The sequence below is a fragment of the Streptomyces sp. WZ.A104 genome, assembly GCF_002382885.1.
GTDB lineage: Bacteria > Actinomycetota > Actinomycetes > Streptomycetales > Streptomycetaceae > Streptomyces.
In genome coordinates, this window is record NZ_NWVL01000069.1 from 1 (window position 1) to 15,833 (window position 15,833).

At 71.9% G+C, this 15,833-nt stretch carries 15 protein-coding genes and 1 pseudogene; 10 read left to right on the forward strand and 6 right to left on the reverse strand.

Annotation, left to right across the window (positions count from 1 at the left end):
- The 4 genes and pseudogenes from CIB93_RS29055 to CIB93_RS29070 all read left to right on the forward strand — a co-directional run.
- Positions 1 to 254 (forward strand): annotated as a pseudogene (locus tag CIB93_RS29055) (SPFH domain-containing protein); the annotation flags it as partial.
- On the forward strand, positions 251 to 1,150 hold the full coding sequence (locus tag CIB93_RS29060) for a hypothetical protein (protein WP_096631175.1): 900 nt from the start codon (positions 251 to 253) through the stop codon (positions 1,148 to 1,150). The pseudogene CIB93_RS29055 and the gene CIB93_RS29060, both read left to right, overlap by 4 nt.
- Before the next feature lie 74 nt (positions 1,151 to 1,224).
- Complete coding sequence (locus CIB93_RS29065) at positions 1,225 to 1,728, forward strand: NUDIX hydrolase (RefSeq protein ID WP_096631177.1); 504 nt, start codon at positions 1,225 to 1,227, stop codon at positions 1,726 to 1,728.
- 76 nt (positions 1,729 to 1,804) lie between these two features.
- Positions 1,805 to 2,209 (forward strand): SHOCT domain-containing protein, encoded by a 405-nt coding sequence (locus CIB93_RS29070; protein WP_096631179.1) that lies wholly within the window; start codon positions 1,805 to 1,807, stop codon positions 2,207 to 2,209.
- Between the two features lie 12 nt (positions 2,210 to 2,221).
- Here CIB93_RS29070 and CIB93_RS29075 read toward each other — a convergent pair whose 3' ends face one another.
- Genes CIB93_RS29075 through CIB93_RS29090 form a run of 4 tightly spaced genes read right to left on the reverse strand, consistent with a single transcriptional unit; the run spans position 2,222 to position 8,509 of the window.
- A complete protein-coding gene (locus CIB93_RS29075; RefSeq protein ID WP_096631180.1) occupies positions 2,222 to 3,547 on the reverse strand; it encodes a DUF6271 family protein in 1,326 nt (441 codons plus the stop codon).
- Positions 3,529 to 4,647 (reverse strand): phytanoyl-CoA dioxygenase family protein, encoded by a 1,119-nt coding sequence (locus CIB93_RS29080; RefSeq protein WP_096631182.1) that lies wholly within the window; start codon positions 4,645 to 4,647, stop codon positions 3,529 to 3,531. Before CIB93_RS29080 ends, CIB93_RS29075 begins: the two co-directional genes overlap by 19 nt.
- Positions 4,648 to 4,679: 32 nt before the next feature.
- Positions 4,680 to 6,461 carry an ABC transporter ATP-binding protein gene (locus tag CIB93_RS29085; RefSeq protein ID WP_096631183.1) on the reverse strand — a complete coding sequence of 594 codons (1,782 nt, stop codon included), beginning with the start codon at positions 6,459 to 6,461 and terminating at the stop codon, positions 4,680 to 4,682.
- Positions 6,458 to 8,509 carry an ABC transporter ATP-binding protein gene (locus CIB93_RS29090; RefSeq protein ID WP_096631185.1) on the reverse strand — a complete coding sequence of 684 codons (2,052 nt, stop codon included), beginning with the start codon at positions 8,507 to 8,509 and terminating at the stop codon, positions 6,458 to 6,460. The genes CIB93_RS29085 and CIB93_RS29090 overlap by 4 nt, the downstream gene beginning before the upstream one ends.
- A 457-nt stretch (positions 8,510 to 8,966) precedes the next feature.
- Here CIB93_RS29090 and CIB93_RS29095 point away from each other — a divergent pair, with 457 nt between their 5' ends.
- The 6 genes from CIB93_RS29095 (at position 8,967) to CIB93_RS29120 (ending at position 14,044) form a co-directional block, all read left to right on the forward strand.
- On the forward strand, positions 8,967 to 9,824 hold the full coding sequence (locus CIB93_RS29095) for an aminoacyl--tRNA ligase-related protein (RefSeq protein WP_096631186.1): 858 nt from the start codon (positions 8,967 to 8,969) through the stop codon (positions 9,822 to 9,824).
- A 90-nt stretch (positions 9,825 to 9,914) separates the two neighbouring features.
- Positions 9,915 to 10,175, forward strand: a complete 261-nt coding sequence (locus tag CIB93_RS29100) for an acetyl xylan esterase (RefSeq protein WP_096631188.1) — start codon at positions 9,915 to 9,917, stop codon at positions 10,173 to 10,175.
- A 28-nt stretch (positions 10,176 to 10,203) separates the two neighbouring features.
- Positions 10,204 to 10,926, forward strand: coding sequence for a 4'-phosphopantetheinyl transferase superfamily protein (locus CIB93_RS29105; protein WP_096631190.1), 723 nt, complete (start codon positions 10,204 to 10,206; stop codon positions 10,924 to 10,926).
- A gap of 89 nt (positions 10,927 to 11,015) precedes the next feature.
- Positions 11,016 to 12,389: a condensation domain-containing protein gene (locus CIB93_RS29110; protein WP_179500285.1), complete on the forward strand. Its 1,374-nt coding sequence runs from the start codon at positions 11,016 to 11,018 to the stop codon at positions 12,387 to 12,389.
- Between the two features lie 286 nt (positions 12,390 to 12,675).
- A complete protein-coding gene (gene rpmF / locus CIB93_RS29115; RefSeq protein ID WP_096631194.1) occupies positions 12,676 to 12,846 on the forward strand; it encodes a 50S ribosomal protein L32 in 171 nt (56 codons plus the stop codon).
- A gap of 7 nt (positions 12,847 to 12,853) precedes the next feature.
- Complete coding sequence (locus tag CIB93_RS29120; RefSeq protein WP_096631195.1) at positions 12,854 to 14,044, forward strand: GTP-binding protein; 1,191 nt, start codon at positions 12,854 to 12,856, stop codon at positions 14,042 to 14,044.
- A 292-nt stretch (positions 14,045 to 14,336) separates the two neighbouring features.
- On the opposite strand, the gene CIB93_RS29130 is transcribed toward CIB93_RS29120, so the two are convergent.
- Together CIB93_RS29130 and CIB93_RS29135 are read right to left on the reverse strand one after the other, a co-directional pair.
- Positions 14,337 to 14,648, reverse strand: a complete 312-nt coding sequence (locus CIB93_RS29130) for a hypothetical protein (protein WP_096631232.1) — start codon at positions 14,646 to 14,648, stop codon at positions 14,337 to 14,339.
- Positions 14,649 to 15,011: 363 nt separating this feature from the next.
- The gene (locus tag CIB93_RS29135) at positions 15,012 to 15,785 is read right to left on the reverse strand and encodes a trans-aconitate 2-methyltransferase (protein ID WP_096631199.1); all 774 of its coding nucleotides are present in this window, start codon (positions 15,783 to 15,785) and stop codon (positions 15,012 to 15,014) included.
- Positions 15,786 to 15,833: the final 48 nt, after the last annotated feature.

Consider the following 15,833-nt stretch of genomic DNA (forward strand, 5'->3'; position numbering starts at 1 on the left):
CCGAGGCGGCCCGCACCGTGCGCCTGGCCCGGGCGGAGGCCGAGGCGGCGCGCGAGACGGGCGCGGCCCGCGCCGAGGCCCAGGCCCGCTGGCTGCGGGTGCACGGCGAGGTCGACCCGGCCACGCTGCACGCCCTGGCGGCGACCCGGCTCGCGGAGAACCTGCCGCGGATCGAAAGCCTCACGCTCTCCCCGGACGTGCTCACCGGTCTGCTCACCAAGCTCGGTCGCCCGGACGGCGGGCCGGGCGCGTGAGCCTGGCTCCCCGGGCGGTGCTGGTGCACCGGCGCACCGAGTACGAGGAACTGCTCGCCCGGCACGGGACGCACGGGCAGGCCGCGTTCTTCCTCACGAGCCGGGGCCGGGCGATCGACGAGGTGGTCCGCCGCCACGAACGTACGCGGCAGGCACTGCGGGACGTGGCGGCGGCCGTGCCGCTCACCTGGCGCTCCACCCGGGTCGAGCGTGCGGACCTGGACCGCTTCCTGTTCGCGCCGGAGGACGTGGTGGTCGTGGTCGGCCAGGACGGCCTGGTCGCCAACACAGCGAAGTACCTCTGCGGTCAGCCGGTGGTGGGCATCGACACCGATCCGGGGCGCAACCCCGGCGTCCTGGTCCGCCACCGCTGCGCCGACGCGGCCGCCCTGCTGCGCGCCGCGACCGCCGCCGGGGGCCGGGCGGAGGAGCTGACCATGGTCGAGGCGGTCGCCGACGACACCCAGCGCCTGGTCGCGCTCAACGAGATCTACGTGGGTCCGCCCGGTCACCAGACGGCCCGCTACCGCCTGGGCCCGGACGGCGGGGCGGCCCCGGGCGAGGCCCAGGCCTCCTCCGGGGTGCTCGTCGGCACGGGCACCGGCGCCACGGGCTGGCTCCGCTCGCTGTGGCTGGAGCGCGGCAGCACCCTCACCCTGCCCGCGCCGGGCGACCCGCGGCTTCTCTGGTTCGTCCGCGAGGCCTGGCCCTCCCCCGCGACCGGGACGTCGAAGGTGGCGGGCGAGCTGGGGAGGGGGCAGGGGCTGCGGCTGACCGTGGAGTCGGACCGGATCACGGTCTTCGGCGACGGGATGGAGTCCGACGCCCTGGAGCTGACCTGGGGCCAGAGCGTACGGCTCGGCATCGCGGGGACGTCGCTGCGCCTGGTGACCTGACCTCCGGTCCGGCCGGCCCGGTCGCTTCGCTACGGTGTGGGCGTACCGGCACCGGAGAGCGGAGACCCAGCACCATGACAGCCGATCCCCTCACCGCACCCTCCCGCAACACCCGTCCGCCCACGGCGCAGGCGGCGCTCGGGGTCGGGGTGATCGTCGAGGACGGGCAGGGGCGCGTGCTGCTGGGGCGACACCACAGCGGTTCGTGGGAGCTGCCCGGCGGCAAGGTCGACGCGACGCACGAGTCGGTCGCGGCGGCGGCCGCCCGGGAGCTGCGCGAGGAGACCGGTCTCGTGGTCGACGAGGCGTCCGTGGACGTCTTCGCGATGGTCCATGACGTGATCGGCGGGATCAACCGCATCAGCATGGCGGCACTCGTACGCCTCGCGTCGGGTGTTCCGGAGGTGACCGAGCCGCATCTGATCAGCGCCTGGCGGTGGACCGTGCCCGAGGAGCTGCCGACGCCGCTGTTCGATCCGTCGGCGCAGATCCTGGCGGCCTGGCGGCCGGAGCTGGGCGTCACCCACCCGCCCGCGCATGTGCTGCGGATCGTCCCGGCCGAGGAGACCGCGCGGTAACGGATGCGTACAGATGCGGGTGAATCGGACCGGATGTATGAATGAGGGACCATCCGCGCGATCGGAGTAGGCCCCCATGGACGATTACCCGCTCCTGAACGTCTTCCTGACCATGCTGTACCTGTTCCTCTGGGTCATGTGGTTCTTCCTGCTGTTCAAGGTGATCACCGACCTCTTCCGGGACCACTCGCTGAACGGCTGGGCCAAGGCGGGCTGGCTGGTCCTCGTGATCCTGCTGCCCTACCTGGGCGTGCTGATCTACCTCATCGTCCGCGGGCGCAGCATGCACGAGCGTGACGCCCAGCTGGCCAAGGACTCGGAGGCGGCTTTCCGGAAGTACGTACAGGAAGCCGCGGGAACGCAGGGCGGGTCCGGCGGGAACGGCCATGTGACCGATCTGGCGAAGCTCGCGGAGCTCAAGGACAAGGGCGCGCTCACCCCCGAGGAGTACGACCGGGCCAAGGCGAGGCTCCTCGCCTGAGGGCCCGGTCGCTCAGGCGCCGTTCAGCGCCCTCGCCGCTTCCCCGGAGCGGGCCGCCCGCATCAGCGGCTGCCAGGCGTCGATGAGGAGGGCGAAGTCGGCCATGTCGTCCGCCGCCTTGTCCAGCAGCTCTTGGCGGCGGGCGGCCATGGCGTCGGCGACGTCGGTGTAGCGGTGGCCCAGGGTGCGGTAGGCCCGGTCGAGCACGTCGAGCCGTTCCCCGTTCTCCGTAAGGTCGAGCAGGGTGCTTTCCCTGACGTACCCGGCGACGAGGGAGGCGCGCACGTGCCCGTCGCCGTCGAGGAGGCTCTCGCCCGCGGCGGTCATACGGGCGTAGACGGCGTTGAAGTAGTGCATCGACAGCAGGAACCGCACGAAGCGGAGCTGGTAGGCGAGGAAGCCCCGGTCGGTGCGGCGCTCGCCGGTGTAGTAGTTGACGATGTGGCGGTTGTGCAGGACGCCGGGGAGCTTCGCGTCGTGCACCAGGTGGGTGAGGAAGTAGTCGCTGCCGATGGTGTCGGTGGCGGGTGGCAGGGGGACGCGTTCGTAGACGTCGTCGATGAAGCTGATGTTGCACATGTCCACCCGTGCCGGGCTGACGGCGGTGAGGGTGGTGTGGTCGCGGGTGAAGGGTGTGGTGCCGGCGCCCCGGAAGGACTCGTCCACCAGCTTCCGCCGCCAGATCTCCGGGCACTCGGCGGGGATCGAGAGACCGACGACGTCGTGGTAGACGGCCGGGTCGGCCCGGCTCATCTCCTCCAGGTCCACCGACATCTCGCCGATGAAGGAGCCGCCGACCAGCGCCACCGGCCGGTCCGCGCAGGCCGGGTCGAGCCGGGTCCTGGTGGGATGACCGGCGGCGGCCACGTCGGCGGCCCGTCGCCCGAGGGACGTCAGCTCGTGGTGGACGGGGAATACGGGCTCTCCCTCGTGACTCTGGTAGCGGCCGTCGGAGTCCCTCCGGTGGACGGACGTACAGCCCAGGGCGCTCGCGACGAGGAACGCCCGGTTGGTGCAGGCGCCGTAGGACACGCCGTCGGGCAGCATCAGGCCGAGCACCCGGTCGGCCTCTTCGGTGCCGGACCGTTCCAGGGCCGTACGCAGGAACGTCCGCTGCCGCTCCTCGTCGAGGTGGTGGACGACGACTCCGGGGGCCGGGCGCAGCGCGTCGGCAGCCGCGCGGTTCCCGGCGAGCGCGGCCGGTTCGGAGGTGTCGAGGATCAGCAGCCGGACCTCGGCGCCGAAGCGGCGGGCCGCGTACTCCGCTTCCGCGCCGAGCGCCGCGATGGCTTCGGTGCAGGCCCGGTTGGTGGGGAGGGCTAGGCAGATACGTCGCATGCCGGCTTTCCGCTCGTGTCCCCGGCCCGGGCCGCCGGCCCGTCCGCGTCTTCCGTCTCGTCCTTGTCGTGCCACGAGGTGAGGCCGAGGAGGCGGCGGCCGAGGCCGTCCAGGGTGGCCGTCTCGTACCGGAGGGACTCGTGCCGGATCGCGTCCCCGGCCAGTGTCCTGTTCCAGCGCGGGGTCCTGAGGTGCCGCCAGGACTCGACCCGGGAGGAGCGCAGCGTCTCGTGTTCCTCCAGCGCGGGCATCATGGCGAGGTACTGGACCGCCCGCGCCCCGTCCCGCGAGGTGTTGCGCGCCACGCCGTGGGCGAGGAGGCCGTTCCAGATCAGCAGGTCGCCCGGGCGGAGATCCGGCCGTACGACGGGGAACTCGTCCCGGTCGACGGCGGGTCTGATCGGGTCCCGGTCCTCCGGCTGCACGGCCTTCCACCGGTCGAACCGGCGGAACAGCTCGGGCGAGCACTGGAAACCGCCCAGCTCGGGCCGTGTGTCGTTGAGCGCGATGATCCCCTGGACGCGCTGCGGGGGAACGTCGAGCGTGGTGTCGATGTCCCAGTGCAGCTCGATGTCGAAGCCCCGGTCCGTGGGCTCGATCAGGGCCCGGTCGCGGTTCTTGATGTTGGGCGGGTTGAGGTTGAGCCGGTCCAGGGTCACCCACAGCTCCTCACAGTCCCAGACGTCGACGAACGCGTCGTACACCCGCCGCGTCATGCGGCTGTCCCAGAGGAGCTGGTGGTGGTACGCCTCCACGAAGCCGTAGATGTGGAGCTGGCGGTCCAGGTCCGAGCGGAACGGCCGGTCCTCGTGCCAGCTGTCGGGCCGGTTCGGGTCGAGGCCCTGGAAGTCCCAGGTGAAGTCGAGGAGCCTGCGCGCGGCGGCCGCGGGGATCGCCTCGCGTACGACGACGTAGCCGTAGGTCTGCCAGTGCGCGAAGTCCTCCTCGCTGAGCACCCGCAGCGGGCGCGACTTGTCGAGTTCGCGCAGGGAGGTCTGCGCGAGGTACGACTCCCCGTCCGCGCTGAAGTACGGGGTGTTCGAGGCGGCGCGGTGCAGGTGGGGACGGCGTCGGATGCGGGCGGGGCGCGGCGTCGGCATGGGGTCCTTCCCGGGAGGGGGTGGGGTGTCGGTCAGCGGTAGGCGCGGGCCTGGAGCTCGAAGAGCTCCGCGTAGAGGCCCCGCCGGGCGAGGAGCTGGTCGTGGCTGCCGTGTTCGTGGACCGTGCCGTTCTCCAGCACGACGATCAGATCGGCGGACCGGACCGTGGAGAACCGGTGGGAGATGAAGAGGGTCAGCGAGCCGGAGTCGGAGCGGGCCCGGTCGGCCGCGTCGGTGAACCGCTGGAACAGCTCGTGCTCGGCGGCCGCGTCCAGGGCGGAGGCCGGTTCGTCGAGCAGCATCAGCAGCGGGTCCTCCCGGAGGAGGCAGCGGGCGAGGCCGAGCAGCTGCCACTGACCGCCGGACAGTTCGGCGCCGTCGCCGTACCCCTTGCCGAGCAGTCCGTCCAGGCCGTCCGGCACCCGGTCGAGCACCCGCTCGGCGCGGGCCTCGGCGATCGCCTCGCGCAGGGCGGGGTCGTCGTGCAGGGCGGGCAGCCGTCCGACCCCCACGTTCTCGCGCAGCGGCAGTTCGAGCCGGGCGAAGTCCTGGAAGAGGGGGGCGATCCGGGCGGACCATTGTGCGGGGTCGAGGTCGTTCAGGTCGGTGCCGTCCACCAGGATGCGGCCGGAGGTGGGGCGGTACATCCCGCACAACAGCTTGACCAGGGTGGACTTGCCCGCGCCGTTCTCCCCGACGAGGGCGACGGTCGCTCCGGCGGGGAGGGTGAGGCTGACGTCGGCGAGCACGTCACGGTCGCTGCCGGGGTAGCGGAAGGACACGCTCTCCAGGCGGATGCCCTGCTCCAGCCGGGCCGGGGCGGGACGCGAGGCCGGGCCTGGTTCCTCGGCCGCCATGGCGCGGAGCCGGTCGAGGCGTTCGAAGGTACGGCCGGCGCCCTGGAGCATCGCGAGCAGGCCGAGCCCGCTCGCCACCTGGACGCTGACCTGCACCGCGAGCGCGATGACGAGAATGATGTCGCCGGCCCCGGCGGCTCCGTCCAGCGCCTGGCGGATCACCAGCCACAGTCCGCCTCCGTAGGCGAGCGCGAACAGCAGCTGCCCGCCTGCCCGCAGGGCGGCCGCGCGCAGGGCGGCACGCCGCAGCAGATCGGTGGACCGCTGCCAGGCCGCCGCCTGGAGCCGCATCAGTTCCCCCTCCGCACCGGCGAGGCGGGCCTCGGGCACGGAGTGCCCGGACGTCGCGAGCGCCAGCAGGTGGCGGCTGAGCCGGGTGGACTCCGCGGAGCGCTCCTTGGCCCTGTCGAGGACGGCCTGGGCGCGGTCGGCGACCAGGACCGGCGGCACCGCCGCGAGGGGCAGCAGCGCGAGCCACGGGTTGACGGTGGCGAGGATGACGGTGGTGATGACGGCCTGGAGGGCGAGGCCGCAGATCTGGAGTACGGCCTCCAGCGAGGCCCTGGTACGGGACACGTCCTCGCGGACCAGCGTCAGCGTGTCGGCGAACTCCGCGCTGTCCAGGTGTTCCAGGCCGCGGGTGCCGTTGGAGACGGCCAGCACCTGCTGGTGCAGCGCGGTCTCCTGCTGTTCGCCCAGCTCGAAGTAGAAGAGGTGCGCGAAGTGCCCCATGGACAGTTCGAGGACCAGGGCGACGGCGACGCCGACGGCGAGCCAGGCGGTGGTGGCCACGGCTCCGTCGAGGGCGCTGTCGGTGAACTCCCGCAGCAGCAGGGCCATCGCGGGGGTGGCCAGGAGGCCGACGAGGAGCAGGAGGGCCGCGGTGTGGAGGCGCCTGCGGTCCAGCCGGTGGGCCAGGACGAGCAGGGTGCGTACGGCCGTGAAGAGGGTGGTCACCGGGCCTCCTCCGGGACGGGACCGGCGAAGCGCTGCGCCTGGAGGCGGAACAGTTCGGCGTACCGGCCGCCGAGGGCGGTCAGCTCCTCGTGGGTGCCCTGTTCGGCGACCTTGCCGTGCTCCAGGACGACGATGCGGTCGGCCCGGCGTACGGTCGAGAAGCGGTGCGAGATGACCACGCTGGTCAGCCCCTTGGTCATGGTGAGGAAGCGGTCGAAGAACTCCACCTCGGCGCGGACGTCCAGCTGGGCCGTCGGCTCGTCCAGGACGAGCAGGTGCGACCCGCGCTCGGCGGCGTAGAACGCGCGGGCGAGCGCGACGCGTTGCCACTGTCCGCCGGAGAGGTCGACGCCGCCTTCGTACTGGCGGGAGAGCACGGTGTCCGGGCCCTCCGGCAGCCGGGCCAGGATGTCGTCCAGGCCCGCGCGGGCCACGGCGGCGTCGAATGCGCGGGGGTCGGGGGTGGCGCCGCCGGGGGCGCCGAGCACGACGTTGTCGCGCAGGGACAGCTCGTACTGGTTGAACTTCTGGAAGATGACGGCCAGTCGGCGCTGCCATTCGCTGTCGGACAGGTTCCTCACGTCCGTGCCGTCGGCCGTGATGCGTCCGGACGACGGTTCGTGGAGGCGGGTGAGCAGCTTGACCAGGGTGGTCTTGCCCGCGCCGTTGAGGCCGACGACGGCGGTCGAACGGCCCGCCTCGATCTCCAGGTCGAGATGGTCGAGCACGGCGGGTCCGTCGGGGGTGTAGCGGAAGACGACGTCCTCGAACCGGATGCCCCGGGTCGGCGGGCCTCCGGCCGGAGCCGTGGCGCCGGCGGCGGCCGGGGGGACGGAGGCAGCCGGTGGGCCGGAGGCGGCCCGGGGAATCGCCGTCTCCTCGGCGGCTCGGCGCGTGAAGGCGGTGAGGGAGTCGTACGACTGCATGCCGTACAGGGTCTGCACATCGCACTCGGGGAAGTAGACCCCGAACCGCATGGGGATGAGCACGGCCTGGAGCGCGACCGCCATGGTCAGCAGCGACAGCTCACCGCGGGCGGCGGGCCCGGCGAGCAGCAGCAGGACGCCTGTGCCGCCCGCCAGACCGACCAGGGCCAGCACGACGAACGGCCCCATCAGGATGCGGCGGCGCCCCGCCCACAGCGGGTCGAGGTAGTCCCGCATGTCCTGGTGATGGCGGGTCCGGAACCAGTCGGCAAGACCCAGGACGCGGATCTCCTTGGCGGCATCGGTGCCCCCGGCGGTCCGGAGCATGTACGCGATACGGCGCCGCTGTCCGGCCATGTCCTGGTAGAGCTCGGAGAACCGGCCGAGCGAGCCGCGCTGTCCGAACCGCAGGACCAGCGCGGTGGCCCCGGTCAGGATGCCCGCCCACGGGGAGAGAGTGACCCCGACGAGCACGACGGCCCCCAGGAGCTGGGTGTAGCGGGCGATCAGCGCGATCGCCCCGCCCACCGCGTCGCCCGGCGTGGGCAGCAGCCGGTCGAAGGCGCCCCTGGCGTCGCTGAGCAGGTCGAGGGTCTCCTCGCGTTCCAGCATCGAGACCGGCGAGCGGCGCAGGGCGGTGTCCATCAGCCCGGTCACGCACTGCCCGTCCACCTTGCGCGTCGCCACCTCGCCGAGCACGGCCTGCAAGGGGGCCAGCAACTGCTGGAGGACGAAGGCGCCGAGGGCCAGGAACAGGGCGGCGAACACCCCGGTCGTACCGCCGGACACGGCCTGGGCGTCCGGCAGCCGGTCCAGCAGCACGCTCATCCAGACGATGAAGGCCAACGGAAGGAGGCCGATGAGGACGTTGAGGACGACGGCGGCCGACAGCAGCCCGCCGCCCACGCGCGGCAGCAGTCGCAGCAGGACGAGCCAACGGCCGACGCGGGCGCGTACGAAGGGCACGGCACGCGAGGCAGGGGGCGACGATGACAAGCGCTTCTCCTCGGTCGGGCAGGCGGACGAGCGAGCGGTGGAGCAGGCGGGCGGGCGGACGAGCGAGCGCTCGGGCAAACGGTCGTGCAGACCGTCGAGCAGGCAGTCGTGCAGGCGATCTGTCATGCCCGCAATCAGTCAGGCGGGCGATCGGGCAACCGGTGGTGCAGGCCGCGAGCGGGCGGGGGCGGCCCCCGGGGGATGCCCCACACAATTGGTCCAGACCTCCTGCGCTGTCAAGTGCCGTATTGGAAGGCGGACATGAGGAGGATCTCGTTCCGGAGGTGGCCCCGATCCCGTCGGTCGATGAGGATTCAACTTGGTCTAGACATGCAACGGCAGCCATGGTTACTGTCGAGCCGATTCACCGCCGAAGCTCAACCACGCCGCCCCCAGAGGCGCCCCGGGACCCGTCTTCCGAGCCGCGTAGGCTCCCCGGCCCCTTCGAGCTGTCCGCCCGCCTGCCCGCCCCGCCCGCGCACCCGCCGTCGGGCCGCCACGCCCTGCCCCGGCCGCCCGGTCCGCCTGTGCCCGCGCCCCGCCGCTGCGCCCGCCCGTCCACACCCGAGAGGGAACGGTTCCGATGAGCACCTCCCCCACCACCGCCCTGCCGAAGCTCGGCCTGAAGAGCCCCGGCGCGGGCCTGATCACCCTGGACCCGGTGCGTACGGCACTGCTGCACGGCCTGGACGGCCTGCTCACCGGACTGGCGGCACAGCTCTCCGCCCCCGAGGTCGTCGGCCCGCCGCTGCTGTCCGTCGAGGGGCTGACCAGGCTCGACTACTTCCGCAACTTCCCCCATCTCGGCGTCTCCGCCGCACGGTTCGCCCCGGAGGGCCTGGACGGGCTGGCCGCCGGTTCGCCCGCGGCCGAGCTGCCGTTGCGGCCGACCGGCCACCTGCTGCCGTCCGCGACCTGTTACGGCCTGCTGCTCTCCCTGGAGGGCGAGGACGTCGGCGCGGCCGGGCTGCGGCTGTCGGCGACCGGGCGCTGCTTCCGCAACGAGACGCACTACGACGGGCTGCGACGGCTGTGGGGTTTCCACATGCGTGAGGTGCTGTACCTGGGGACGAAGGACGGGGCCGTCGAACACCTGGACAGGGGCTCCGAGTTCGTCCAGGAACTGGCCGCCCGCCTGGGGCTGACCCTGACCCGGGCCACGGCCGACGACCCCTTCTACGACAAGGGCGGCTCGCGGGCGAAGCTGATGGCCCTGGACCCGGTCAAGCACGAGTTCAGCGCGCCCGACGGCACAGCCATCGCCTCGGTCAACCGGCACCGCAACTTCTTCGGCGAGCGCCTGGGCATCCGGGCCGGTGAACACGGCCCCGCGTACAGCGCCTGCGTCGCCTTCGGCGTGGAGCGCTGGGTCCACGCCATGATCCTCGCGCACGGAACGGCCGAAGAGGCGCTGGACAGGCTCCGCGAGGCCCGGCCCTGAAAGGCCGTCGAAGACCGGCCCAGCACACGGCCACCCTCCCGGATTCAGGAACCGAGCAACCGCGCAGCCGCGGAGAAGGAGCAGCCCGCCATGGAACGCATCGTCGCGTGGATCCACGAGAAGAACCCCGGCCTCGACGGACCGATCGGGGAGGACGAGGACCTGATCGAGGCCCGCCTCATCGACTCCCTGGACTTCCTGGAGTTCGTGTACCTCCTGGAGAGCATCTCCGGCCGGGAGATCGACCTCCAAGAGGTCACCATCGACGATTTCGGCACCCTGAACCGCATCAAGGAACGCTTCCTGTCCACCGCCCCGGCCCCGGCCGCCCCCCAGACGGCTTCCCGGTGAGCGTCCGGCCGGACGGCGTACGGCAGTGATGACCGGTCCGGATCGGGAGCCGCCGGACGGTCGCACCGCGCTGGCCGTCGTGGCGACCACGGCCGAGGTACTGGACCGCCCCGATCTGGACGAGGGCCTGCTCGCCCCGTGGGAACGGCGGCGCCTGGCGCGGGTCCGCGTCCCGAGCCGGCGCGACGACGTGCTGGCGGCACGGCTGTTGCTGCGCCTCTGCGCGGCACGGTTCACCGGACGGCAGCCGCACGAGCTGCTCCCCGCCCAGTTCTGCGCGGCCTGTGAACGTTACGGGCACGGTCGGCCGTACCTGCGCGGTCACCCGGACGTGGGCGTCAGCCTCAGTCACGCGGACGGGCTGGTCGCGGCGGCCGCCGGGCCCGGGGCGGTGGGTGTCGACGTGGAACCCGCGGCCCGCACGGTCGGACCGCCGCCGATGCTGGCACGGCTGATGAGCGAGGCCCAACTGCGGGCCGTGGGCGCACTGCCCGACCCGGACCGGGCAGTGCTGCGGATGTGGGTGCGCAGGGAGGCCCTGCTCAAGGCCGGTCACCCCGGCGCCGGCAGCGCGGCCGACGTGCCGCACACCGTTCCGGACAGCGGCAGCCGTGCAGGCCGCCCGGGCGGCCTGCACGTCCTGGACTGGACGGACGAGCGCCGGGCCGCCGTGGCGACCGTGGCCAGCGCCGTCCCAGCCCGGCGCTTCTCCGTGACGCCAACTCCGAGCGCTCTGCGCGAAACGATGTGAGGTAGCAGATGTCATCGCACGACACCGGGACCGTCGGGGCCGCAACACTCTCCGTCCCGTTCTCCGGTCTGCGGTCCGGATCGGCTCCGATGAGCTGGGGACAGCAGGCGATCTGGAAGTCCATCAGCTGGCTGGAGGAGGAGGCCCATTACTTCAACCTCGCCCGTGTGGTGGCCCTCCCCGACGGCACGGCCACGGACGGCGTCATCACCGCCCTCGGGCAGCTGATCGCCCGCCACGAGGCCCTGCGCAGCACCTTCGCGAACGGGGCGGACGGGCCTGTGCAAACGGTGTACGGGGACGGCTCGGCCACGGTGACCGTCCACGCCTCCCCGCCGGACGCCCCCGGCCCCCCGGACGAGACGGACGCCCAGGCGTTCGCGGACCGCCTCGCCGCCAGCCCCTTCCGCAACGGCGAGGAGTTCGGGATGCGGTACGCGCTCCTGACCCACGCCGGGGAGCCGGTGTGGCTGGTCATGGTGGTGTCGCACCAGGCCACCGACTTCTGGGGCGTGCGGGTCCTGGAGGACGAGCTGGCCCGGCTGCTGCGCGGCGAGAGCCTCGGCCCGGTCGAGTGGCAGCCGCTCGACCAGGCCCGCCACCAGCAGGAGGGCGAGGGCGCCCGGCGGGGCCGCGCGGCACTGGAGCACTGGGAGCGGACGCTCAGCACCGCGCCCGCCTCCCACTTCGACTTCGCCCCGCCGCCGGACGGGGCGAGCGAGGACGACCCCGAACGCTTCGTGCGGCTGCGGCTGGACTCGGTGGCAGGTGCCGTGGCCGCCCAGCGGCTGGCCGACCGCTGCCGGGTCAGCACGAGCACGGTACTGCTGACGGCCGCGGCGGTGACGCTCGCCGCGTACACGGGCCATGACCGCGCGGTGCTGCTCCTGATCGCGGGGAACCGCAACGAGCCCCGGCTGCAGAGCATGGTGGGTGCGCAGACGGAGAACGCCCTGTTCGTCCTGGCGCACGGGGAGGGGACCTTCGAGGACGCGGTGCGCGGCGGCTTCCTCACGACGATGAGCGCCTACCGGTACGGGGAGTACGACCCCGCGGCGATGGACGAGGTGCACGAGCGGGTCGGCCGGGCCCGTGGCCGGAAGCTGGACCTGTCGGCGTTCTTCAACGACGTACGGATGCAGGACCGCTGGGACACGCTTCCGGACACGGGGGACGACCCGGAGGCCCTACTGGCCCTGCGTGAGCGCAGCGAGGTCGACTTCATCGGGTCGTGGGCCCGCCAGGACGCCAAGTACTTCGTCCACACGCCGTACTCCGCTGACAGCCTCCAGCTGTTCCTGATGGCCGACACGCACTACCTGCCTGTCCCGGTGATCGAGGGGCTGCTGCGGGCGATGGAGACCCTGCTCGTCGAGAGCGTGCACGGGAAGGTGACACCGGCGGAAGCGCTGAGCGGCCTCACGCTCCCGAAGAGGGAACGGACACCGGACACCCGCGCCTGAAAGGACGTGGTGCATGGGTGCCTGGTGTCCGGTGTCTGGTGTCGAGAACGTTCGAGCCCCGCATGCCGCGGCTCACCTCCGCTCGGCCGGAGGTGAGCCGTTCGGCGCCACTCCCGAGGACCGGGCACGGTTCCGCGTGTGCTCGCCGCCTCAACAGCACCCGTCCTGCCTGGCCGCCCTCCTGATGCCCCACCAAAGCGAACTCCGATGCGAACGACGCAGATCGTAATGACATCCATTTTCATGTATCGTCTGCCTCGTTCACCGATCGCACCCGGAGGTCACCATGGCCGTACCCAAACGCAAGATGTCGCGCAGCAACACCAGGCACCGCCGCGCGCAGTGGAAGGCCTCAACGCCTCAGCTGGTGACGGTCACGGTGGACGGCGCTCCCCACCTCGTCCCCCAGCGGCTCGCCAAGGCGTACGAGCGCGGCCTGCTCCGCCCCGAGGGCTGACGCCGGCATGCCGCCTCACGCACCCCCGCCGCGCCTCCCCGTCACGGTCCTGTCGGGGTTCCTCGGCGCCGGAAAGACCACCCTGCTCAACCACGTCCTCGGAAACCGCGAGGGCATGCGCGTCGCCGTCATCGTCAACGACATGAGCGAGGTGAACATCGACGCCGCCCTCGTACGCGGCGGCGAGTCCGCCCTGTCGCGCACCGAGGAGCGTCTGGTCGAGATGACCAACGGGTGCATCTGCTGCACCCTGCGCGACGATCTGCTGGAGGAAGTCGACCGGCTGGCACGCGAGGGGCGTTTCGACTACCTCCTCATCGAGTCCTCCGGCATCTCCGAGCCCATGCCGGTGGCGGCCACCTTCGCCTTCGCCCGCGACGACGGCGCCACCCTCGGCGACCTGGCCCGCTTGGACACCATGGTCACGGTCGTGGACGCCGCCAACTTCCTGCCCGAACTGGCCGGTGGAGACGAACTGGCCCAACGCGGCCTGGACCAGTACGAGAACGACGAGCGTACCGTCAGCGACCTGCTGATGGACCAGATCGAGTTCGCCGACGTCATCGTCCTCAACAAGCTCGACCTCGTCGACACCGCCTCCGCCGACCTGCTCCGAGCCACCCTCTCGCGACTCAACCCCGCCGCCCGTGTCGTGCCCGCCGAGCGGGGACGCGTACCGGTCGGCGAGGTCCTGGGCACCGCGAGGTTCGATCTGGAGCGGGCACAGCAGGCTCCGGGCTGGGTGAGGGAACTCAACGGTGACCACGTTCCCGAGACGGAGGAGTACGGCATCTCCTCGACCGTCTTCCGCTCCGATGCGCCCTTCCACCCCGGACGGCTGTGGTCGTTCGTGACGGAGGCGCTGGACAGCGGCACCTACGGGCAGGTCATCAGATCCAAGGGCTTCTTCACCCTCGCCAGTCGCTCCCACGTGATGGGACTGTGGTCCCAGGCGGGTTCAGTGGTCCGCTTCGAGCCCTACTCCGCTCGCGACACCGACAGCCTCCACGTCCAGGAACTCGTCTTCATCGGAACCCAGCTCAAGGCGGCGCGGCTGCGGGCAGCCCTGACCGACTGCCTCATGCGGGAAGGCGAAGCCCAGCCCGCGACCGACCCCTTCCCGGTCTGGGACGCCTACGGCTTCGACGAGCTCTGCGCGCACGAGCACGACGCCCTCACCACCGTGACGGGGCACTGAAACCCCGGGCCGGACGGTGGTCGCAGCCACGGCACCGTCCGGCCCGGTGCATACCTGCGTCGCCGACGTCGGTCTCGCCCGCATGGGCCACATGGGCACCGACCTGCTGCGGAAGTTCACCTCCGACCGCGGAAAAGCACGCAGTCGCCGCCACATCACTCTTTCCAGTGAGAAGCGGCCAATCCCCCTGCACAAGCCCTTTCCGCGGGAGATCTGGAATACGGAGGAACGCGGAATGCACCCCCAGGAGTAGGGGTGAATTCCGCGTTCTCGAATGGCGCTCGCGAAACAGTCAGTGGTCGTCCCAGTGGCCCTCGTGAGCCGCGTGCCGGTGGCCGTCGTGCACGTAGTCCATGTGGTCGCCGTGGGGAACCGCCACATGCCCACAGCCCTCGCCGTGCACGTGGGCGTGTCCGGAGTGCTCTCGATGCCCGTCAACCTCGCACTCATCCGCGTGGCCGTCGTGCTCACGGTGCAGATGCCCGTCGTGCACGTAGTCGACATGATCGCCGTGAGGGACTGCCACGTGCCCGCAGCCCGCGGCGTGCGCATGGCCATGCCCGGGATGCGGCTGATGTTGCAGGGATGTCGCCACTTCACTCATCTCCATGGATTCAGACCACCACCCATTTCGCGGCGGCAGCTTCCAACGTCCTCCTGTTTTTTCACCTTCGCGGCCGAGGCTGCCACAGAGAACACACATCGGCAAGCAGGCCAATTACGCGGCGTGCTATCGGTAACGATTATCGACGCTATATCCGAGAAAGCATTTCACCAGTTCCAGTGTGCACGGTCCACACCGGAATCCATTCCGTCGTACGGATCGCGGAGCCGTCGGACCCGTACGAGGAACGCCGGCGAATGCGGCGGACGGCGCGGTCGGCGGCTCACGCGGCTGGCAGGCCAACGGGGGTGACAACGCATAAGCCCTCACGTGTCACCAGGTCGCGGCCGGAGCGGTAAGCCCTCAGGTGTCACCCATGACCGCCACCAGGACGGCGCTGTCGCCGAACTGCCAGACCGGTGCGACATGGGCGAAGCCTGCCCGGCGCAGCAGGGCGGCGTGTCGGCACACCGTGACCCGCTCGTCGCCGCCGCTGTGGGCGTGGAGGGTGTGGCGCCGTCGGCGTTCGTCGAGCAGGTCGGCCAGTTCGGGGTCCCGGGCCGCGGCGTCCCACCAGGACCGCCAGTCCTCCCACGCGTGGCCGCCCGTACGCTCGGACCTGCGACGACCCACATGGGCGGTGAGGTCCGAGCAGGGCGCCGCGTCCGGCGGGAAGTGGTCCCCGTTGACGAGGACGCCGCCGGGGCGCAGCAGGGACGCGAGGGAACGGTAGGTGCGCAGCAGCACCGGCTCGGGCAGGTAGTGCAGGGCGGTCGTCGAGACGGCGGCGTCCAGGGGGCGGTCCAGCCCGAGGGCGTCGGTCCAGCCGTCCGCACCGATGACGGTGTCGACGTAGCGGGCGGCGTCGGCATGGTGGGTGCGTCCCAGTTCCAGCAGCACGGGGTCCATGTCGGCGGCCACGATCTCGGCACGCGGGAACCGGTCGGCGAGCCTGGCCGCCAGGGAGCCGGGGCCGCACCCGAGGTCGAGCAGCAGGGGACGGGCGCGGCCGACGACGGCGTGTTCGACGACATCCGCGATCACGGTGAACCGCTCCTCGCGGTCCACCGCGTACCGCTCCTGCTGGCGTTCCCAGCGCTCGACCCAGGCCCTGGCCGTCGCCATGCTCACACCCATAGCGTGCGTCACCTCGTCTGTCTCACGTCCGTGCGGGGGCACTGACGA